This window comes from Flavobacterium sp. Root901 (genome assembly GCF_001429765.1).
Classification (GTDB): domain Bacteria; phylum Bacteroidota; class Bacteroidia; order Flavobacteriales; family Flavobacteriaceae; genus Flavobacterium.
Genome location: NZ_LMJB01000005.1, coordinates 721544 through 743606, shown reverse-complemented (window position 1 = coordinate 743606; position 22063 = coordinate 721544). Strand labels below are relative to the sequence as shown.

The window sequence follows — 22063 nt, the reverse complement described above, 5'->3', positions numbered from 1 at the left end:
TTTTTCAGTTTTAAAAAATTAGCATCTTTGAAATTTATCAAAAAAAGTCAAAAACAGCAGTATTTTTAAGGCATTGGTTTTATTTATGAGTTAAAATGATACCATAAAAAAACACTATTAAAAGTGACTTTCATAGCTTTTATTAGAAGGGCTTTTTTAAAAAAGACAACACAAACCCTCATTTAGTCTCAGAAATCGCCTTAAATACGCTTATTTTGCGTTTTAGCTGTTTTTTATCACATAAATATGAGACGAATACTCTTTTGATGCTGATGCTTTTAAATTAGATCTTAAACCGATAAAAAAAGCTCGGATAAAATTCATTTTTCCTGTTTTGTATTTTTCAGACAAAAGGCTCACGTAAAATGAATCGAATTTCATTGGCAAAACTTTTTCCAGTTTCATATCAACTTTTTCGAAAAGAGATTTAATGGCTTTTTTAGAGAAATGCCAAAAATGAATCGGCACATCAAAAGCTGCCCAAAACTCTTTGTAATAATTTGCATCGTAAGATTTAAAATTTGGAACCGCAATAATTAATGTTCCAGTTGGTTTTAATAATCGCTTCAATTCCTGAATTTGAAGTTCTAAATTTGGAACATGTTCTAAAACGTGCCACATGGTAATTACATCAAAAGAATTATTTTCAAGCAGACTGATTTCTTCTACAAATGAAATTCCTTTTTGCTTTGCAATATTTTTTGCGCGTTCGCTTGGTTCAACTCCAATTACATTCCAGCCGTCATTTTTTGCTGTCAATAAAAAATCTCCTGTTCCGGCTCCAATGTCTAAAATTTTTCCTTTTTGAGATTGTTCTGAATTAATTAAATTGAGTTTGTTTTTTAAAGCAATACTTTTTACAAAATGGTATGCTTTTTCAAAAACAGAACGTTTGTTATCTGTATGCGAAATATAATCTTCACTTTCGTAATACCTTCCTAAATTTTGCAAATCCGGCTGTGGAGATGTAATCAGCATATCTAAATCTTCATCATAGTATAATTCAAAAATTTCTTTAGAAACTGAGTGATCTTTTACAGTAAGAAAATGTTTTTTATTTAAAACGTCCATTTATAATTTTTGTTTTTTTTGTTTATTTCATAGCAAACCCTAAAAATGGAAATTTCATTTTTAGGGTCTGTTTATTTTATTTGTTTTTTATATTCCAGTTTATTTTGACACCAGACATTTTCTGATTTTCGATTCTTGTTTCTGCACAAATTGTAAATCCGTTTTTGATGTAAAACAGCAAAGGAGATTTATAAAGCTCTTTGTTTTGCTTCACATCATTTTCGTGATCGATTACCCAGCCGTTCAAATTTTCTTTGTTCTTTTTTAATTCATTCATCAGCAAAGAACCTTTTCCTTTTCCGTGAATTTCTTTATCCAAAATTATAGCAAACCAATCTTCATTGTCTCTTAAAAAAGTAAATGCCCAACCTTGAATTTTACCTTCATCGTTAATTAGAAAGTAATGCTGTTTTTTTGTTAAAGCATCTAGATAAACATCAAACTCATTAATAGTTTGATAATTTAATTTTTCTGGATATTCATTATTCCAAAGCTCCAATAAAAATTCTTTATCCTGCAATGATAAAAAATCCTTTTTAATTATTTTCATAGAATCTATATTTTAGATTTCTGAATTTAGATTTTTGATTATTTAGAACAGAGAACGTTTCACGTGGAACAATCTGGAAATTTTAGACTTTAGAATGTAGATTTTAGATTTTACTCCGATCGTAATTCGGCAATGCATAATCTAAAATCTAAAATTCAGAAATCTAAAATAATTACCTTCCCATGTATATCAAAAGTACAGAAATATCACTTGGCGATACACCGCTGATTCTTGATGCCTGCGAAATAGTAACCGGTCTAATTTTGCTTAATTTTTGTTTTGCTTCAATCGACATCGATTTGATTTTAGAATAATCAAAATTCTCGGGGATTTTTACTTCCTCGAGTCTAGTCAATTTATCTGCGTTGTTTCTTTCCTTTTCAATATAGCCAGAATATTTCACCTGAATTTCTGCCTGCTCTAAAACTTCTTTATCCAGATTATGTTCTTCAACATATGCCTTTACTTTTTCAAATTTTAGCATATCTTCTAATTCAATCTGCGGGCGGGAGAAAACCTTAAACATTTTATCTCCTTGAGAAATTGGCGCAGATTCTTTAGCTTCCAAAATTGGATTCGTTTCTGCAACTGTTACACTTGTTTCTCTAAAAAATGAAACCATCTTTTCAGACTCGTTCAATTTATATTCCATTCTTCGCATTCTGTCTTCAGAAGCTAAACCAATTTCGTATGACATAGGCGTCAATCTGAAATCGGCATTATCTTGTCGTAGCAATGTTCTATATTCTGCTCTCGATGTAAACATACGATATGGTTCTTCTGTACCTTTGGTAATTAAGTCGTCAATCAAAACTCCAATATAAGCTTCATCACGTTTTAAAATTAACGGCGCTTTTTCGTGCACTTTTAAATGCGCATTTATTCCGGCCATCAATCCTTGCGAAGCTGCTTCTTCATATCCTGTAGTTCCATTAATTTGTCCGGCAAAATATAATCCTTCAACCAACTTAGTTTCTAAAGTATGTTTTAATTGTGTCGGAGGAAAATAATCATATTCGATTGCATAACCAGGACGGAAGAATTTCACATTTTCAAAACCGGCAACAGAACGCAAAGCTTTAAACTGAATATCTTCCGGAAGTGAAGTTGAAAATCCGTTTACATAAACTTCACATGTATTCCACCCTTCCGGTTCAACAAAAAGCTGGTGACGTTCTTTATCTGCAAAACGATTAATCTTGTCTTCTATTGATGGACAATATCTCGGACCTAAACTTTTTATTCTTCCGTTGAACATTGGCGAACGATCAAAACCTTCTCTCAAAATATCATGAACATTCAGCGATGTGTATGTCATATAACAAGAACGCTGTTGCGTTAAAGGTTTCGTCAAATCAGAATATGAAAACTTATCCGGGTTCTCATCTCCTTTTTCTTCATTCATTTTAGAATAATCCAAAGAACGTCCATCAACTCGCGGCGGCGTTCCTGTTTTCATTCTTCCTGCTTCAAAACCTGCTTTGACCAAATCTTCGGTAATTCCGGTAGCTGCACTTTCGCCCGCTCTTCCTCCACCAAATTGTTTTTCTCCAATATGAATTAATCCGTTCAAAAAAGTTCCGTTTGTCAACACAACCGATTTGGAACGAATCTCAACTCCAAGCGAAGTTCTGATTCCTTTTATTTTTCCGTTCTCGATAATTAGACCTTTCACCATCTCCTGGTAAAAATCTAAATTAGGAGTTCCCTCCAGCATCATTCTCCATTCTTCTGCAAAACGCATTCGATCACTTTGAACTCTCGGCGACCACATTGCAGGACCTTTCGACTTGTTCAACATCTTAAATTGTATCGCCGTTTTGTCTGAAACAATTCCCGAGTATCCACCAAGCGCATCGATCTCTCGCACAATTTGTCCTTTTGCTATTCCTCCCATTGCAGGATTACAAGACATCTGTGCAATGTTCTGCAAACTCATCGTAACCAATAAAGTTTTGGATCCTAAATTTGCTGCCGCTGCCGCGGCCTCTGAACCGGCATGACCGGCACCAACAACAATAACGTCGTATTCTTCTAAAAACATTTTGTTTTATTTTTTTTCTCCGAAACGTTTTGCAACGAATCAGAATTACTTTTTATCTGATGTTCCACGTGGAACGATTTATATAAATTCTAATTCAAAAAATTCTAAATTCCAAACTAACTTACATCGTTCCACGTGGAACACAATCACAAAATCTAATCAACTTAAATCGTTCCACGTGGAACGATTTAATTAAATCACTAAAAATCTAAATATTAAATTTTAGTCTTTCGTTCCACGTGGAACGTATTAATATATAATTCAATAATATGTTTCACGTGAAACAAAATTGATTTATGTAAAGATGTTTAATTACTGTTCCACGTGAAACATCGCAATTTTTTCATCCTCTTTTGAACGCATAAGTTCTGCATCTGCATCGCTCTTATCTTTATATCCACAATAATGTAATATGCCGTGAGCAAGAACACGCTTTAGTTCTTCTTGAAATGAAACATTAAAATCTTTAGCATTATCCTCTACTCTTTCGACAGACACAAAAATATCTCCGCTTATTTCATTTCCTACAGTATAATCAAAACTGATAATATCTGTTAGAGTGTCGTGGTTTAAATACTCTACATTTATTTTATGCAGGTATTCATCATCACAGAAAATATAATTTATTTCTCCTTCATTTTTCTTTTCAGAAACAATAACAGCGCTCAACCAATCTGTAAAAGCTTGTTCGTTCTCTAAAGAAAATTCGGTTTCGTAATTAAAGTTTATCATTTTGTATTAAAATATTCTTGAACCTTTTGATTAAAATTCGAGCGCAAAGGTAACGATTGTCTGTTTAAAATCTCTACACTGTTTAAATATTCAGTTAATGAGCTTGGCAAAGCATTTGAACGATTAGAAAATTCAGCCTTATTTGTTTCAGATTGACGCTTTGTATCCTGACCTTGTTCCTGAACTGCATTGTTTAATTTTAATAATTCTTGCTGAATATTTAAAATTCGCTGCAGGTTTTCATTCTTAAAACCTTTATTTAAAATCTGTTTTTCAGAATTTTTCATCTGATCAATTACAGATCGGCCTTGTGCATCTAATCCTTTTTTTGCTAATTCTTTTTGCAAAGCTTCACGCAGTTTTACCTGCTCTTTATAAATCTCCATTATCTTTTCTGCATCTTGTTCTCCATCTTCACCCTCGTTTCCATCTTTACCTTTTCCTCCTTCTTTACTTCCCTGTCCATTTTTACCCTGACTATTTTTTCCATCTTTTCCGTTTCCATCTTTACCTTGGCCGCTGTCTTGTCCCTGTTTTCCTTCCCCACTTTTTCCTTGCTGACCACTTCCGGGTTTATCACCAGACTTCATTCCATCTTTCATTTTATCTGCAAGACCTTTTTGTTTTTGAATAATATCCGGAAGCTGCATCCCTTGTCCGTCTCCTGGTTTAGGTTTTCCTGTTCCCGGTTTAGACATTTGCATCTGCATGTTATTTAAAAGATCACTTAAAAAATCGGCTAATTTGTTTGCTGATGAAACGGCATATTGCTGATGAGAAACTCCTTTTGGGATTTGAACATCAGTTAAAACTTCAATTGCTTTGTCCATATTATATTGTACGTTACCAATTTCTTTGGTTACATCTTCAGCAATTTTTGGGTTTCTAAGAGACATAGCAAACAAACTATCATCGACATGTCTGAACTGCTGTTTTAAGTTTTGCTGAATCTTTATGTTCTTGGTGTAAGCAGAAGAACCCAGTTTCATCGATCTGAATTGTTTCATCACATCTTCCTGGGATAAAGAAAAAGCTAAAAGATTATCCAGAATCTGACGAAGCATGGCAACATCTTCTTCTAATTGTTCTTGTTCTCCACCTTCCATACTTGAACTCATTTGCTCAGCCATTGACTTCATTTTCTTTGAAGCACTTTTTTGTTTTGGCTTGGCCGAAGAAGTATTCTTTTTATTTAATTCTTCTGATGCTTTATTCAGATCGTTCTCTACATCTTTTTCTTTTAAAGCATCTTTAGGAATATCCAAAGGAGATTTTAAACTATTGTTTTCGTCTTTCAAATCTTTAAGATCTTCCTGAATTTTATCAAATGATTTATTGATGTCATCCTGTTTCTCTTTTGTATTTTCACTGTCTTTATTAGAAAGCTGTTCTTGCTTTTCTGCTAACTTATTTAGTTTTTCTGCAACCTGCTCTGCTTTCTTTTCTACATAAAAACGCTTCGTTAATTCAACTAATTGTTCTAAATTACGAGATTGGTTTTTGCTGATTTGTTTGAACTTTTCCATCTTATCAAACAACTCATCATTGTTTAATTTGTCATTTAGATTCTTAAGTTCGTCCATTAATTTTTGATTTTTTTCTAAATCTTTCTCAGCATTATCCAAACGCTTTTGTAAATCTTCGGCAGTTTTATCTTTCTTATCCGTATTATATTTATCTAAATTCTTATTCATTTTTTCAGCAAACTGCTTCATCATTTCATCTTGCTGTTTTTGGCGTTTGATAAATTCGTTTACTTTTTGCTGATCTTTAAATTCTAAATTGTCTTTTTCTTTTCCGGTATTTTTCAGTTTATCCATTTCAGAAAATTGCTTTTCCTGATTCTTTAATGATTTAGATAAACTATTAATATTAGCATTTTGCTGCTGCAATTCTGCATCCTGAATTTCATCTGTTGTAGCAACACGATCTGAAAATGTCGATGACTTTGTACTCTTAAATCCGTGCAGAGCATCGTTATCAAAAACTTCAAAATAGTATTCATAAGATACTCCTTCTTCTACAGGAAGATTACTTGGGAAGTTAAAAACAAACTGATCGAACACTGCCTGCTTTACAGGAATGGTTCCGCGTTTTGCAGTCTGTGGTTTTCCATGTTCATAAAAAACAATCTGCAATTTTGATAAACCATAGTCATCACCCAGTCTTCCTAAAACATAATTCTTATCTAACTTTAAACTATCCGGAGCCGGCGAAACTGTAATTGTTGGGTGCTGATCCTTAATAACAGACAGCTGATAATCCAGTTTTTCATAGTTTTTAACCTTATTGTTCGAAGTAAGAATTTGATATTCTGTATTTTGACTGATATTTTTAGCCAATTTAAACTCATTTTCGGTCTTATTAAACTTAAAAACTGAATTTTCATCTTTCCAAACTACTTCCTGAGTCGATTGCGTTTTCATTTTCCAGGTTACAATTGTGCCTTCAGGAACGATTGCATTTCCGGTTCCCTGAATGATTTCTGATTTCTTTTTTAGGTAAGATGGAAAGTTTAAAACCATTTCGAAGTTGGCAATTGATGGAACTGTAATCACTTTTAATTCATACTCGTTTGATGAAACTGAATTTCCTTCAAATGAAAATTGAATATCCGAAGTTGGCTTTTCAATCTTAAATTCAAACTTTCCGTTTTGGGAAGATTCCATAAAATAACTTTCATCTCCAATATGAATCATGACATTTTCCGGAACAACGTTTCCTTCAGTTTCTACTTTTACAATAAAATCTCTGTTCTGTTCTGTCTGAAGTTTATCATTTAAAACTACAAATTTGAAAGGAGCCGGCGGCAAAAAAGAAGCATTAAAATGGACTACTCTATTAAAACTCTGCGAAATTATATTGCTGTTTCCGGAAACAAAAAAGACTGCAAACAGCAAAACCGGAATCAAAGCTAACGGTAAATACTTTTTATTTGATTTAAAATTGATGGCATTTCCAAACGGAATTGGCTGCAGTGAATTTGCTTTTTGCTCGATCGAAGCCAGCATTAATTCTGAACTTTCTGCTGAATTTTCATTTGATGAAAGCTGCAAAAAGTTCGTCAATTTATCACTTACTTCCGTAAAATGATTTCCAATAATCGCCGAAGCCTGATTATAATCGATTCCTTTTTGAAGTTTGAACAACTTAAAAATTGGAAATAAAATAAAGCGAAACAACAGAAAAATTTCTACTGCAATAAATACCCAGAATAAAAGGGTTCTTCCTAATGGTTTCAACCAAAGAAAGTACTCAATAAAAAGTGTAAATAGAAAATACAAAAGTCCGAACCCGATAAAAAGAAGTGCGCCTTTTATCAATTCGTTCATATAATATTTCTTTATAAATCCTTCTAATTTCTGATATATCGCAGATGATGTTTTCAAAATAAAATCTCTTTTAATTATAACCTATAAAAGTAATAATTTTAATTAGATAATGATCAATTAGATAATTAGTCAATTAAGCTATAAACAAGTAATTATCTAATTATCTTCATTTTTAAATTATCTAATTATGAGTTGTATCTTTGCATCAAAATTTATACAAAAATGTCAAAGCAAGTTCGTGTGCGTTTTGCACCAAGTCCAACAGGACCTTTACATATTGGCGGCGTTCGTACTGCCCTGTTTAATTATTTATTTGCCAAAAAAAACAATGGCGTTTTTTATCTGAGAATTGAAGATACAGATCAGACTCGTTTTGTTCCCGGAGCTGAAGCTTATATTATGGAAGCTTTAGAATGGTTAGGAATTGCTCCAGAAGAAACCGTTGGAAAAAATGAAAAATTTGGTCCTTACAGACAAAGCGATCGTAAAGATTTATACCAAAAGTATGCAGATCAACTGATCAATTCTGGCTGGGCATATTATGCTTTTGACACTCCGGAAGCTCTTGATGCACATAGAAAACAACATGAAGCAGAAGGAAAAACATTTATTTATAACCATCACAATCGTGAAAAACTAGATACTTCTTTAGTAATTTCTGCTGATGAAACTGCCAAAAGGATTGCAAATGGAGAGCATTATGTTATTCGTTTTAAAACTCCGGTAGACGAAACTTTACATTTAAAAGATATTATTCGTGGAGACGTAAAGTTTGAAACGAATCTTCTTGATGATAAAGTTTTGTTTAAAAGTGACGGAATGCCAACCTACCATTTGGCCAATATTGTAGATGACCATTTAATGGAAACTTCACATGTAATTCGTGGTGAAGAATGGTTGCCGTCTATGCCGCTTCACGTTTTATTGTACAGAGCTTTTGGCTGGGATGCTCCGGAATTTGCACATTTACCTTTGATTTTAAAACCTATTGGAAACGGGAAATTATCAAAAAGAGATGGTGATAAATTAGGATTTCCTGTGTTTCCATTAGAATGGAAAACGGAAGAAGGTGTTTCATCTGGTTACAGAGAAAAAGGATTTTTCCCGGAAGCAGTTGTAAACTTTCTTGCTCTTTTAGGTTGGAATGACGGAACAGATAAGGAATTATTTTCCCTTGAAGAATTAGTAGAATCTTTTGACTTAAACCGAGTGCATAAATCGGGAGCAAAATTTGATCCGGAGAAAAACAAATGGTTCAACCACCAATATTTGATCAAACAAAATGATGCTGATTTAGCAAAAGACTTCACTCCTATTTTGATTGAAAAAGGAGTTGACGTTTCTAAATTTGATGTTACGAGAATTGTTTCTTTAATTAAAGAACGTGCTCATTTCGTTTCTGAATTTTGGGATTTAACTGATTTCTTTTTCCAGGCGCCAACCTCTTATGATGAAAAAGCAAGTAAAAACTGGAAAGAAGAAACCCCGGCTTTAATGCAGGAATTGATTTCAACTTTAGAATATATTGATGGTTTTGATTCAGCAAATATCGAAGCAATTGTAAAAGACTGGCTTACTAAAAATGAAATCGGAATGGGTAAAGTAATGCAGCCATTCAGACTAAGTTTGGTTGGAGCGCTTAAAGGTCCTCACCTATTTGACATTGTAGAAATCATTGGAAAAGAAGAAACGATTTCGAGAATTCAAAAAGCAATTGCAACATTATAAAAAACATTTCACCATTAAGATATTAAGAAAATTAAGCTTTCATTAATGGTAAAAAAATCCAAACGCTGGGAACATGACAAATGTTCTTAGCGTTTTTTTTATGATTTAGAAATTTTATTTTAGAAGAATTTTCGTAATTTACCAAAATCAAAAATATAAACTATATAACCATGAGTACAGCATTTATTATCTTATTAGTAATCGCATTCTTTATTTTTATGTCTTCCTTTTTTACAGTAAAACAACAAACCAGTGTTATTGTAGAACGTTTTGGGAAATTTACAAGTGTTAGAAATTCGGGATTACAATTAAAAATTCCAATAATTGACAGAATTGCGGGACGAGTTAATCTGAAAATTCAACAGTTAGATGTCCTTATTGAAACACAAACTAAAGACAATGTGTTTATCAAAATGAAAGTTTCTGTTCAGTTTAAAGTAATACAGGAACATGTATATGAAGCTTTTTATAAACTAGAATATCCACATGATCAAATCACTGCTTATGTATTTGATGTTGTTCGTGCCGAGGTTCCGAAATTAATCCTGGATGATGTGTTTGTTCGTAAGGATGATATAGCAATAGCTGTAAAACGAGAATTAAACGAAGCTATGACAACGTATGGTTATGACATCATTAACACTCTTGTAACAGATATTGATCCTGATATTCAGGTGAAAAATGCAATGAACCGTATCAATGCGGCCGAAAGAGAAAAAACAGCAGCAATGTTTGAATCTGAAGCACAACGAATTAGAATTGTTGCTAAAGCCAAAGCGGAGGCCGAAAGTAAAAAACTTCAGGGTCAGGGTATTGCCGATCAACGTAGAGAAATTGCACGCGGATTAGTAGAAAGTGTTGAAGTTCTAAACAATGTTGGTATTAATTCGCAAGAAGCATCTGCATTAATCGTAATTACACAACATTACGATACACTCCAAGCTATTGGAGCTGATACCAATTCGAATTTAATATTATTACCAAACTCTCCACAAGCTGCAAGTGATATGTTAAACAATATGGTAACCAGTTTTTCAGCTTCAAATATCATTGGCGAAGAAATGAAAAGACAAACCAGAAAAACTAAAAAACCAAATAATTCAGATCTAAACTTCAATCCTTCAGATACTTCAGAGCCAACCGAAACGGCTTAATAAAGAATATTAAAATAAAAAAGAGGCTTAACTGCCTCTTTTTTTATTGATAAACCAACCTATTACATAAGGTAAAATGGACTCAATTATTTTTGAATATGAATTTGAAAAGTAATCTGTATAAGAGGAAACAAATCCGTTTACGATATTTTGTGGTGTAATGCTTTCTTTTGTTTTCTGAAAACTTAAAACTAACTTTTGATAATTGATGTCTTTATTTAGTTTCAGAATTTCTAAATCTCTGTCAATTTCAGCATATGAGGAGTATTTTTTCTTTTCCATAAATGTTAATCATTAAAAAATATTTCTGAAAATTTCTCTAAAATCGGACCTTCGACAATCTTATCTTTTATCAGAAAAAGCAAAATGGTAAACAAAAGATAGATCCCTCCTACTGTTAAAAATCCCAAAGCATTACTTCCTAATAAGTCACCAAAAGCATATGCTGCTGCAAAAGATCCAAAAAGCAAAACCATACTAAAACACAATAATATCAGAGTAAACTTAAAAATTAAAGTGGTTGATTTCATCGCAACTTTAAAACCCCAAAGTTTGTAATAAGCTAAATGACTGTCAATATATACTTTAGTCTGTTCCTGAATTTTCTCTGTATTTTCTTTTAACTCTTCAAAAGCCATAATTAAATTTTTAAAATAAAAAAAAGCACAAAACTGTCTTATAAAAATAATCAAGTTATGTGCTTTCTTGTAAATATTATTTCTGAAGTTTAGCGTTCTGCGCTTTTAAATCAGCCAGTTTAGATTCTAAAAAAGTGATTACTTCTTCTGTTTTATGACTTACGTTTGAAAGTAAATCGTTTAAAGTTCCATCAAAATTTTGAGTTGCATTTGTGAATTTTTCACGAAGAACTTCAGAACTTGCTTCAAATGAATCCTGCAAATTATGTTTTGCATCATCAATTCCTTCTTTTATTTTAGAACGGGTTTTTGACCCTTTGTCCGGAGCAAATAAAATTCCTATCGCTGCTCCTACTGCAGCACCAGCTATAATTGCTGCAATTGTATTTGAATTATTTGACATGATATTTCTATTTTTAAGTGATTAATAAAGATACTTCTTTTTAAAATGCTAAATAGCATAATTTAAAATTTAACAATAGAATTAATACACATAACCTACAGCTTCATATTTTCCATCAGCTTTTTCAATAATACTCACAAAAGGATAACCACTTGAAGCCGATTTAGATTTGATTCTCATTGCAGTTTGTTTTTGATTTGCAATTGGCGGTTCGCCTTTTGTCCTCGTCGAAGTTCCTGTAAAACTTGCCGCCTGCTTCAGCCCTATTGTTTTTTCCTGAGGCAGAACAGTTACCATTTTATAATCGTCTTTTGAATCTACAATTATTTTATCAGAAATTTTTTGTGTTTGCTTGGTTTGTTTATTTGTAATGGTCGAAACTGCATATTTGCTAATTTTAATTTCTTCAGAACTTCCGTTTAAAGAATAGTAAATTAAGCCATTTTCGTTTTTTATAAAATTAACATCAAGTTGTTCTCCGTTGTGTTTTGAAATTTGATGTGTTTGTGAAATTGCAATATTTGCAAATAATAGTGCTAGCGTAAAATATAAAATTTTCATGATAATTGGATTTAAGTTTTTATAATTAAAAAAATTGCAGGACTGAGTTATAAAAACAATTATCGCCTAAAACCAATGCTATGGAAATTTTACAATTATGAAGTAATTTGAAAAATACCTTTTACGCGAAATATTATCAAAACTATATCATAAAAAAATTAGAACATAAAATTTGCTGTTTCAAGAATTCAAATTAGAAATACTTAAAAACAAAACTGCAATTGTTTTATTCTTAAAAATTCAGTTTAGAATCTAATCGGAAATATAAATTTTTATAAAATCATCTCTGACTTTGGTGTTGAGATAAAAATAGCAACTTTATAAACAATTGTATGTTAATAACCCGTTAAACTGACAAAAATAACGGTAAAACTTAAAATAAAGATCATAAATAAACAATAATTCAAAAAATGAGTTACGTATCGAGAAGATAAAAATATTTGTTTAAAATCAATTTATGAAGGTTAATTTTTATATAAAAAAATTATAAATTTTATACTAATAATAGATTTTATAAATAATAATTAAAATAAATAATTATAAATTTTATATAAGAAAAATTAATAAGTAAAATTCTGTTTTATATTTTGAGAAAGGCAACAATTTTAAAAAATGGCTAAAAAAATCAAAACTTAAAATAAAGAGTTTTAAGAAAGGATTTGAGAAAAAAGGATTCAAGAGATGGAGAAAATTAAATATTGTCTTAAAATAAATTTATGAAAGTTATTTTTAATTCAAAATATTTATAAAAATTTTAATTCTAATAGAAAATATAAATAATAAAAAAAGCGCTTATAAAAAGCGCTTTCAATAGATTCTAATTATTTTTATTTTTTTACCATTTCTGATAAAATTTCAATTTCTCTTTCCGAAGCATTTTTTGGAGTATTAGAATATAATTTCAAAATTTCATCATCAAATTGATTTTTGAAACTTTCATTTTCAATATCTCTTAAATTTAAAAGTGCTTTTGATCGAACATAAGTCGATTCACTTTTTAAAGACATCGAATATAATTTCTTTACATCATCTTCTTCAAAATCAGAAGATTTCCAATTTGAATATTTCAATAAAAATTGAGAAAACAACAATGAAGCTTTATTATTGTTGATATTCTTCTTTAAAGAATTCTGCAGCAAAGAGAAACTGGAAATATTTTTGATGTTCTCCCCTATTGCACTTTCAATCGCAATTCTGTCCTCTTTACTCTCAACTTTAAAATATTTGTTGATTTCTTTTAAAGAATTATTAATGCTGTTTTCTTCTTTCTTACCCTTTTCTTCCCAGGCATCTTTCAACCCAACAGTTTTGTTAAATACTAATTTTGAAGGAGTTGAGTCTTTATCAACAGTAAAATATCCTAAACGCTGGAACTGAAATTTATCTTCATTTTGAGCTGTTGCTAAACTTGGTTCTACATATCCAGTCACAATTTCTAGAGAATTTGGATTTACAAAATCTAAGAAATTTTTCTCTTTATAACTGTCAGGAGCTTCATCTGTAAACAGACGATCGTACAAACGAACTTCTGCTTCCAAAGCATGTTTTATTGAAACCCAATGTAATGTTCCGGATACTTTTCTCTGGCTTGCTTCTGTCCCGCTTCCACTTAAAGAATCGGTGTCATATGTAACATGAATTTCAGTAATATTCCCTTCAGCATCTTTTACAACTGATTCTCCTTTAATAATATACGCATTTTTAAGACGAACTTCTTTTCCTAAAGTCAAACGAAAATATTTAGCCGGAGCTTCTTCTAAAAAGTCTTCTCTTTCGATATATAATTCACGGGAAAAAGGCACTTTTCTAAAACCTGCATTTTCATCTTCCTGATTATTTTCTGCTTCCAGCCACTCTTCTTTTCCTTCCGGATAATTGGTAATTACCAGTTTTACAGGATCTAAAACAGCCATTACACGAGGTGCAATTTTGTTCAAATCTTCACGGATACAGAATTCTAAAACCGAAACATTAATCAAATTATCACGTTTTGCAATACCAATTGTGTTCGCAAAATTACGTAAAGAAGCTGCTGTATAACCACGTCTTCTTAATCCGGAAATTGTCGACATTCGGGGATCATCCCAACCGTTAACATGCTTTTCCTTAACAAGTTGCTGTAATTTTCTTTTACTAACAACAGTGTGTGATAAGTTACGTCTTGCAAATTCTCTCTGCTTAGGACGCAGTTTATTATCATCAAAAATCTGATCTAAAAACCAATCGTATAATTCACGGTGAGGCAAAAATTCCAGTGTACAAAAGGAGTGAGAAATTTGTTCCAAATAATCACTTTGTCCGTGTGCCCAATCGTACATTGGATAGATTTTCCAGGCATCTCCGGTTCTATGGTGATGCTTATGTAAAATTCTGTACATGATAGGATCACGCATTAACATGTTAGTTGATTTCATGTCAATTTTTGCACGAAGTATATGTGTACCAGCCTCAAATTCACCATTTTTCATTCTTTCGAATAAATCTAAGTTTTCTTCAACAGAACGATTTCTATATGGGCTGTCAGTCCCCGGAGTTGTTGGAGTCCCTTTTTGAACTGCCATTTCTTCAGAAGTCTGGCTGTCAACATAAGCTTTATCTTTTTTAATTAATAAAACTGCCCAGTCATATAATTGCTGGAAATAATCTGAAGCATAACATTCTTCTGCCCAGGTATATCCTAACCATTCTACATCTTTTTTAATAGCATCAACAAATTCCTGCTCTTCTTTTTCCGGGTTTGTATCGTCAAAACGTAAATTCACAGGAGATTGATAATCAATTCCTAAACCAAAATTTAATGCAATAGAACTAGCATGGCCAATATGTAAATAACCATTTGGTTCTGGTGGAAAACGAAAGCGAAGTTTATTATTTGAAAGACCTGTTTTTATGTCTTCCTCTATGATTTGTTCAATAAAATTGAGTGATTTCTCTTCTGATGCCATTATTTTATAGTAATTTTAGCAAAGATAAAAAAAAGGTTTCAGGTTTCAGGTTTAAAGTTATATAAGTGGCGCAAAACCTGAAACTTTAAGCGTGAAACCTGAAACAAATTATTATTTGTATTTTTGTATAAATATTAAGAATTATGAGACAATTAACTGTTACAATTCCAGACGATTTCTACGAAACTTTTATTAGTTTTTTCAAACATGTTCCTGATGTTTCTATAAATGAAAATACAACAGATGAAATACCATTATGGCAGCAAGAAATGGTTTTGGAACGTATGAAAAATGCTAAACCTGAGGATTATATAAGTTGGGAAGAATCTAAAAAAAGACTCAACGATAAATGGAATAAAAATAATGTTTGAAATAATTATTCTCTTACGAGCTGATTTAGAAGTAGATGAAATCGCTGAATATTATGAATCTCTTTCTAATGGCTTAGGAACAAAATTTTTTAATGAGTTCCAGGATTATGTGGAAACGTTAATTTCATTTCCTTTTTTTGAAGAAAAATACAATACTGTTCGCACATTACCACTAAAGAAATTTCCTTACACTATACATTTTACAGTTGATGAAAGCAAGAAAACAGTTTATATTTATGCTATTACTTCAAATTATCAAGATCCAAATACTACAAGAATAAAATTATAAAAATGGGAGTTATAAAACTAAAAAACATTCGTACTTTTTCTTATCACGGATGTTTAATTGAAGAAGGAAAAATAGGATCTGATTATACTGTAGATCTAAAAATTAAAACTAATCTTCAAAAATCAGCCGAAACAGATCATCTTTTAGATACGGTTGACTATGTTCATCTGAACAAAATTGTTACTGAAGAAATGGCAATTCGTTCTCATTTATTAGAGCATGTGGCAAAAAGAATCAATATTCGCGTTCTGGCAGAAATAGAAACAGTAGAAAAAACAACTGTTTGGGTTTCAAAAATAAATCCACCTATTGGTGGTGATGTTGAATCAGTTACTATAAAAATGACGGAAACCAGATAGGAATTATTACTATGATAAAAGTATTTTTTTTAAAATAGTTTCTATTAAACTTTTGAATTTTAAAGATTTTAGTTACTTTTGCCGTCCGTTCAAGTAATGGCGTCGTGGCCGAGTGGCTAGGCTGGGCTCTGCAAAAGCTCCTACTCCGGTTCGAATCCGGACGATGCCTCTAACCTCTAAAGAAATTTAGAGGTTTTTTTATGTCTAAATTTTTTAGAAAAATTAGAGAAAAATTATGTTCGAATCCGGACGACGTTTCTAAAACCTCTAAAGAAACTTAGAGTTTTTTATGTTTAGATTTTTAAAAAAATTAGATAAAGATTATGTTCGAATCCGGACGACGTTTCTAAAACCTCTAAAGAAACTTAGAGTTTTTTTATGTTTAAATTTTAAAAAATTAGATAAAGATTATGTTCAAATTCAGCCGATTCTTCAAAAAGAGATTCACATCTGAATTTCTTTTTATTCTAAATTTTAAAACATAGCCCGCGGTTTCAACCGTGGGAACGCAGGCATTATCACAATTCGTTTCCCACGGTTGAAACCGCGGGCTATGTTCTTAGATTGAAATTTATGCAATTCTGAAAAGTCAACTTTGTCAAATTTTAAAATTTGACGAAGTATTAACGAACGTTGTGAACACAAAAAAACCTCTGAAATTCAGAGGTTTAATTTTAGCATTTTGAGTTATTAACAACTATTTCTTTTCTATTCTTTCAAAAGCATTTTTAACCATTTCCTTTTCTTTCGGAAACCATCCCTGAGTTATTAACACCACTCCAAAAACCATTAAAACAACACTAATTCCTTTTTTGATTTTTAGGATATTATTTGGTGTCAGGTTAGATTTTAATTGTTTTGCTAATACAATTTTAGCGCAATCAACTAACAAATATGTAATGATGACGGAAGCAAAAAAGGTAAACATTCTCGAATTTACCATTTCTAATTTTGGTCCGACAGAAATGATAACAGCTAACCAAAAACCAAGAACTCCAATGTTGATAACGTTTAAAATAAAACCTTTTATAAACAAACTTCCATAGTTTCTTTTTATAATATCACGGTCTATTTCTTCATCATCCATTTTTTCGTCATTCTTTAATCTTACAAAAGAAATAATTCCGTAAGCCAGCATTATAATGCCTCCAAAAATAAACAATGCCGGTTTATCTTTTAAACTCTGAATAAGTCTGTAACTGCCTAAATATGCAATGCCTATAAAAAATACATCACCTAATACAACACCTAAATCAAAAGCCATAGCAGCTCTGAATCCTTTTGTAATACTAGTTTCAATTAGTATAAAAAATACCGGACCTACCATAAAACTTAAAAAAAGTCCCCAAGGGAGTCCCGTTACGATATCATTTATCATTCAAATACAATTAGTTACTTTACTTCTTCGATTTTACCTCCCAAAACTGTTTTTTGATTGATTTGTTTTGGTTTTCCATAAATGTAAATAGAGCCTCCTGCGCTTACTTTTGCATCAACAAGTATCGAAGCATTAACATCGGCTTTTCCTCCCGCAGAAACGCTTACTTTGGTCTGAGAAGTAGATAATTTACTTCCAAGGAAATATCCGCCGGCTCCTAAACTTGCATCAAGGTTATCTGCTTTTCCAGTTACAGTAATTTCTCCACCAGAAACGGAACTTACTTTTAGTTTATCAACATTCAGGTCTACATCAATTTTCCCGCCTTCTTGTGCGCTTACTTTAAATGAAGTTGCTTTTAAGGTTTCTTTACTGGTAACCTGGGCACCTTCATTAACATCAATTAGTTCAATATGTTTATAATACACGGTTACATCAAGATCATTTCCTGATAAAAGTTTAGGAAAAGGCATTCTTAATTTTAAAATACCATTTTTATTAACAGCCTCTAACTCTGCTTCTCTTGCACCTTTTATAACAATTTTATTTTCAGATGACTGCACTAATTTTACACTCAATTTATCGAATACTTTTACTGTATCAAAATCACCCAACTCTTTGGTAACCTGACCAAAAGACATTTGTACAAATAAAATTGCTGCTCCAATAATTAGCTTTTTCATACTTTTATTTTTTTTAAATTAATATTATTCTGCTCTTCGTAAAAAATGAAAATCCAATTGTTTTTTTACTAAATCAGCATTTTTTACTTTCACATAAATTTCGTCTCCCAGCTGCAATATATGATTTGAAGTTGCTCCGACTAATGCATATTGCTTTTCATCAAAAGTATAGTAATCATCTTTTATTTCTCTGATTCTTACCATTCCTTCGCATTTATTAGAGACGATTTCAACATAAATTCCCCATTCTGTAACGCCAGAAATAACGCCAAGGAATTCTTCATCCTGATGATCCTGCATGTATTTAACCTGCATGTATTTAATACTATCCCGTTCAGCATTAGTGGCTAAACTTTCCATATTAGAACAATGCAGACATTTTGTTTCGTACGTTTCTTCATCTACAGAAGCACCTCCATCAAGGTAATATTGCAGTAAACGATGAACCATAACGTCCGGATAACGACGAATTGGTGATGTAAAATGGCTGTAATATTCAAAAGCTAAACCGTAATGTCCAATATTTTCTGTCGAATATTTGGCTTTACTCATACTTCTAATTGCAAGAGTATCAATTAAGTTTTGCTCTTTTTTACCATTTACTTCTTCCATTAAGGAATTCAATGATTTTGCAATATCTCCTTTATTTCTAAAATCTATTTTATAGCCAAATTTAGCAATTACAGTCTGCATCGCAATTAATTTGTCTTCATTTGGTTCGTCGTGAATTCTGTAAACAAAAGTTTTCTTTTGTTTTCCAATATATTCGGCTACTTTTCTGTTAGCCAAAAGCATAAATTCTTCAATCAAATGATTGGCATCTTTTGAAACTTTAAAATAAACACCTTCCGGTTCTCCTTCTCCATCAAGATTAAATTTTACTTCAACTTTATCAAAAGAAATAGCACCATTCTGCATTCTTTTCTTTCTTAAAATCTTGGCTAATTCATCTAACTTTAAAGTTGCTTCGGTAATTTCATCTGAAACTACATACGATTCTCCGGTTATGGAAACATCAACCGGAATTGTATTATCTTTTGTTTCAATGATATACTGTGCTTCTTCATAAGCAAAACGCTGATCTGAATAAATTACAGTTCTTCCGAACCATTGGTTCACAACTTGTGCTGCAGGCGAAACTTCAAATATGGCTGAGAAGGTATATTTTTCTTCATTTGGTCGAAGTGAACAGGCAAAATTAGACAAAACTTCAGGAAGCATTGGCACTACTCTATCAACTAAATATACAGAAGTTGCTCTTTGATAAGCTTCGTCATCGAGAATTGTTCCTTCTTCCAGATAATACGAAACATCGGCAATATGGATCCCGATTTCGTAATTTCCGTTTTCTAACTTTTTGAAAGATAAAGCATCATCAAAATCTTTTGCATCTTTTGGATCAATCGTAAACGTAAGGGTATCACGCATATCACGACGTTTTGCAATTTCAGATTCCTGAATCGAAGTATCCAGTTTCTGTGCATAAACCTCTACTTCTACCGGAAATTCAGACGGCAATCCGTATTCAGCTAAAATGGCATGAATTTCTGTATTATGTTCTCCAGGTTTTCCTAAAACCCTTATTACGGATCCAAAAGGGCTATCTGCTCTTTTTGGCCAGTCATCAATTTTAACTAAAACTACATCTCCGTTTTCTGCATCACCAATTTTATCTTTTGGAATAAAAATATCAGTATACATTTTCGGATTTGCAGTCGAAACAAAAGCAAAATTTGTCTGGATATCAATTACTCCCACAAATTCTGTTTTATCCCTTTCTATAACTTCAATTACTTCACCTTCAGGTCTTTTTCCTTTTCTTCTGTTATAAACGTAAACTTTTACTTTGTCTTTATCCAATGCACGATTCAAATTATTACTCGGAATAAAAACATCTTCTTCAAATTCGTCACAAATAAAATATGCCGTTTTTCTGCTCGTCATATCTATTGTTCCTTCATAATAATCCTGGCTGATAGCTTTTACTAAATATTTTCCAGGTTCTGTTTCTATAATTTTCTTCTGAGCTGCCAGAATCTTTAAATCTTTTATAATCTGGTTTCTGCTATTTGTATCGTCAAGTTCTAACTTTGCTCCTATCTGTTTATAATTAAATGGCTTATTGGCATTTTGCGATAAAATTTTAAGGATCTTCCCAGAGAAATCTTTCTCTTTTTTTATCGGCTTTCTAATTTTCTTACTCATATATCTTTTCTTATAAGGTTTAAAATTACAAATAAGAAATCAGATAATTCTTTTTAACAAATAGAATTATTAAAAATATAACTTTTCGTACATTTACAAAAAGACCTCATATGCAAAGCTTTAAGACAATCGCCGTATTCAGTTATCAGCACGAAACAGTGGTTCTCAAACACTTATTAGATCAGGAAGAAATTCCATATTATTTTGAAAACGAAATCACACTTTCTGTTATGCCGCTTTACTCCAACGCGGTTGGCGGAATCAAACTCAAAGTTCATCCAAACGATTTCGAGCAGGTTCAGGCAATACTGGACAATCTAAACAATCCTCTCAAAATCGTTTAAACGTATTCTTTTTTCCAACTCAAAAAATTTTTTTTCCTTTTCAACTTTTTTAGTTTTCAACATATATTAAATACAACAAAAAAAGATTTTTAAAAATTTAAAAAAATTTGATGGTTATTATAGCGTGTTAATATGTCCAATAAATTTATTTTTAAAGTCATTGAAATTTGGTTTTACTTATTTATTCTGAGTTATCAACATAGTTATTTTTAGTTAAAAGATTAATTTATAAGACTTTTTGTATTTTAATTAACAATGGTTGACAACCAAAATTTAATTCATTTTGTAAATAAGTTCATATGTTGAAAGTTGTTGAAAATGTCATTTTTGATATTGATAACTTTTCTAAAAATTCATGAAACTTTTCTTGCATTTTAAATTCCGGTTTTGGATTAGGTTTTTTTTTAAAACAACCAAAAAAAACTTCTAATTTTCTTTTCCAACTTATTAACAAATAATGTTAACTTAAAGTTAATTGAATATCAACGAATTACGAATTGCTATTAACACCTTAAAATTTTAACAAATTTTCTGTTTATTATTTATTGATTATGAGATAGTTATATAGTTATCAAAATTGTTGATAAGTGATAAGACTTTGAACGTAAGTTAGTTGTGATAATTAGTTTTTTATCACGAATTCTAACATTTTCTATTAATTAGAATTTTGAATTTTTAGTAATGTTTAAAACTCTCGGTTAAAAAAGAAATTAGTGAAAATTACTGCAATTCGCGGCAAACATATATTAATTAATTAAATTTGTACTACACAACTTAATAGTATATAAAATGAAAATTTCGATAGGAAACGACCACGCCGGACCAGAATATAAAAAAGCAATTGTTACAATGCTTGAATCAAAAGGATATGAAGTAACCAATTATGGAACCGATACAGATGCTTCTGTAGATTATCCGGATTTTGGTCATCCGGTTGCCAATGATGTGTCTGAGGGAAAAGCTGATTTTGGAATCGTTATCTGCGGAAGCGGAAACGGAATTGCAATGACAGTTAATAAACACCCTAAAGTTAGAGCTGGTTTGTGCTGGACTAAGGAAATTGCCTATTTAACCCGCTTGCATAACGATGCCAATATTGTCAGCATTCCGGCGCGCTTTACCTCAATTCCGCAGGCAGTAGAAATTGTCGAAACTTTCCTGACAACAGCTTTTGAAGGCGGAAGACACCAAAACAGGGTTAATAAGATTGCTTGTTCGTAAAAAGTCAAAAAAAATCGGGTGCTTCGCACCAATATAAAGAAACACACCGGGCGGA

General features: G+C 31.5%; 20 protein-coding genes and 1 tRNA gene. 8 read left to right on the top strand and 13 right to left on the bottom strand.

The annotated features are described in order from the left end of the window. Positions 1-222: 222 nt before the first annotated feature. From ASE21_RS06985 to ASE21_RS06965, 5 genes are all read right to left on the bottom strand, one after another. Entirely contained in the window at positions 223-1071 is an 849-nt protein-coding gene (locus ASE21_RS06985) for a class I SAM-dependent methyltransferase (protein WP_057121886.1), read from the bottom strand. Positions 1072-1147: 76 nt separating this feature from the next. After that, positions 1148-1621 carry a GNAT family N-acetyltransferase gene (locus ASE21_RS06980; RefSeq protein WP_057121885.1) on the bottom strand — a complete coding sequence of 158 codons (474 nt, stop codon included), beginning with the start codon at positions 1619-1621 and terminating at the stop codon, positions 1148-1150. Positions 1622-1793: 172 nt separating this feature from the next. Beyond that, positions 1794-3665 carry a tRNA uridine-5-carboxymethylaminomethyl(34) synthesis enzyme MnmG gene (gene mnmG / locus ASE21_RS06975; protein ID WP_057121884.1) on the bottom strand — a complete coding sequence of 624 codons (1872 nt, stop codon included), beginning with the start codon at positions 3663-3665 and terminating at the stop codon, positions 1794-1796. A gap of 312 nt (positions 3666-3977) precedes the next feature. After that, a complete protein-coding gene (ybeY, locus tag ASE21_RS06970) occupies positions 3978-4397 on the bottom strand; it encodes an rRNA maturation RNase YbeY (protein WP_057121883.1) in 420 nt (139 codons plus the stop codon). Beyond that, positions 4394-7786, bottom strand: coding sequence for a DUF4175 family protein (locus ASE21_RS06965; protein WP_057121882.1), 3393 nt, complete (start codon positions 7784-7786; stop codon positions 4394-4396). The genes ybeY and ASE21_RS06965 overlap by 4 nt, the downstream gene beginning before the upstream one ends. Before the next feature lie 165 nt (positions 7787-7951). Between ASE21_RS06965 and gltX the strand changes: the two genes are divergently transcribed. Next, positions 7952-9457, top strand: coding sequence for a glutamate--tRNA ligase (gltX, locus tag ASE21_RS06960; protein WP_057121881.1), 1506 nt, complete (start codon positions 7952-7954; stop codon positions 9455-9457). 170 nt (positions 9458-9627) lie between these two features. Next, positions 9628-10611, top strand: coding sequence for an SPFH domain-containing protein (locus ASE21_RS06955; protein ID WP_057121880.1), 984 nt, complete (start codon positions 9628-9630; stop codon positions 10609-10611). A gap of 27 nt (positions 10612-10638) precedes the next feature. Here the strand turns inward: ASE21_RS06955 and ASE21_RS06950 are convergent, their stop codons facing one another. The 5 genes from ASE21_RS06950 to ASE21_RS06930 form a co-directional block, all read right to left on the bottom strand. Further along, complete coding sequence (locus ASE21_RS06950) at positions 10639-10893, bottom strand: DUF6327 family protein (RefSeq protein WP_057121879.1); 255 nt, start codon at positions 10891-10893, stop codon at positions 10639-10641. Between the two features lie 5 nt (positions 10894-10898). Continuing rightward, on the bottom strand, positions 10899-11249 hold the full coding sequence (locus ASE21_RS06945) for a hypothetical protein (protein WP_057121878.1): 351 nt from the start codon (positions 11247-11249) through the stop codon (positions 10899-10901). A gap of 76 nt (positions 11250-11325) precedes the next feature. After that, positions 11326-11652 (bottom strand): YtxH domain-containing protein, encoded by a 327-nt coding sequence (locus tag ASE21_RS06940; RefSeq protein ID WP_057121877.1) that lies wholly within the window; start codon positions 11650-11652, stop codon positions 11326-11328. An 81-nt stretch (positions 11653-11733) separates the two neighbouring features. Further along, positions 11734-12213, bottom strand: coding sequence for a hypothetical protein (locus ASE21_RS06935; RefSeq protein WP_057121876.1), 480 nt, complete (start codon positions 12211-12213; stop codon positions 11734-11736). 827 nt (positions 12214-13040) lie between these two features. Further along, positions 13041-15158: a glutamine--tRNA ligase/YqeY domain fusion protein gene (locus ASE21_RS06930; RefSeq protein WP_057121875.1), complete on the bottom strand. Its 2118-nt coding sequence runs from the start codon at positions 15156-15158 to the stop codon at positions 13041-13043. 143 nt (positions 15159-15301) lie between these two features. On the opposite strand from ASE21_RS06930, the gene ASE21_RS06925 reads away from it, so the two are divergent. The 4 genes from ASE21_RS06925 (at position 15302) to ASE21_RS06910 (ending at position 16346) form a co-directional block, all read left to right on the top strand. After that, positions 15302-15529, top strand: a complete 228-nt coding sequence (locus tag ASE21_RS06925; RefSeq protein ID WP_057121874.1) for a hypothetical protein — start codon at positions 15302-15304, stop codon at positions 15527-15529. Continuing rightward, positions 15522-15818: a type II toxin-antitoxin system RelE/ParE family toxin gene (locus tag ASE21_RS06920; protein WP_057121873.1), complete on the top strand. Its 297-nt coding sequence runs from the start codon at positions 15522-15524 to the stop codon at positions 15816-15818. The genes ASE21_RS06925 and ASE21_RS06920 overlap by 8 nt, the downstream gene beginning before the upstream one ends. Before the next feature lie 2 nt (positions 15819-15820). Continuing rightward, a complete protein-coding gene (gene folB / locus ASE21_RS06915; protein ID WP_057121872.1) occupies positions 15821-16177 on the top strand; it encodes a dihydroneopterin aldolase in 357 nt (118 codons plus the stop codon). A 98-nt stretch (positions 16178-16275) separates the two neighbouring features. Continuing rightward, positions 16276-16346 (top strand) — tRNA-Cys (locus ASE21_RS06910). 528 nt (positions 16347-16874) lie between these two features. On the opposite strand, the gene ASE21_RS06905 is transcribed toward ASE21_RS06910, so the two are convergent. The 3 genes from ASE21_RS06905 to rnr are packed head-to-tail and all read right to left on the bottom strand — an operon-like array spanning position 16875 to position 20443. Beyond that, complete coding sequence (locus ASE21_RS06905; protein ID WP_057121871.1) at positions 16875-17555, bottom strand: LysE family translocator; 681 nt, start codon at positions 17553-17555, stop codon at positions 16875-16877. Between the two features lie 14 nt (positions 17556-17569). After that, positions 17570-18238 (bottom strand): head GIN domain-containing protein, encoded by a 669-nt coding sequence (locus ASE21_RS06900; protein WP_057121870.1) that lies wholly within the window; start codon positions 18236-18238, stop codon positions 17570-17572. 24 nt (positions 18239-18262) lie between these two features. Further along, positions 18263-20443, bottom strand: coding sequence for a ribonuclease R (gene rnr, locus ASE21_RS06895; protein WP_057121869.1), 2181 nt, complete (start codon positions 20441-20443; stop codon positions 18263-18265). A gap of 110 nt (positions 20444-20553) precedes the next feature. Here rnr and ASE21_RS06890 point away from each other — a divergent pair, with 110 nt between their 5' ends. Together ASE21_RS06890 and rpiB are read left to right on the top strand one after the other, a co-directional pair. Beyond that, the gene (locus tag ASE21_RS06890) at positions 20554-20787 is read left to right on the top strand and encodes a DUF2007 domain-containing protein (RefSeq protein WP_057121868.1); all 234 of its coding nucleotides are present in this window, start codon (positions 20554-20556) and stop codon (positions 20785-20787) included. Positions 20788-21576: 789 nt separating this feature from the next. Further along, on the top strand, positions 21577-22008 hold the full coding sequence (gene rpiB / locus ASE21_RS06885; protein WP_057121867.1) for a ribose 5-phosphate isomerase B: 432 nt from the start codon (positions 21577-21579) through the stop codon (positions 22006-22008). The last annotated feature ends 55 nt before the right edge of the window (positions 22009-22063 follow it).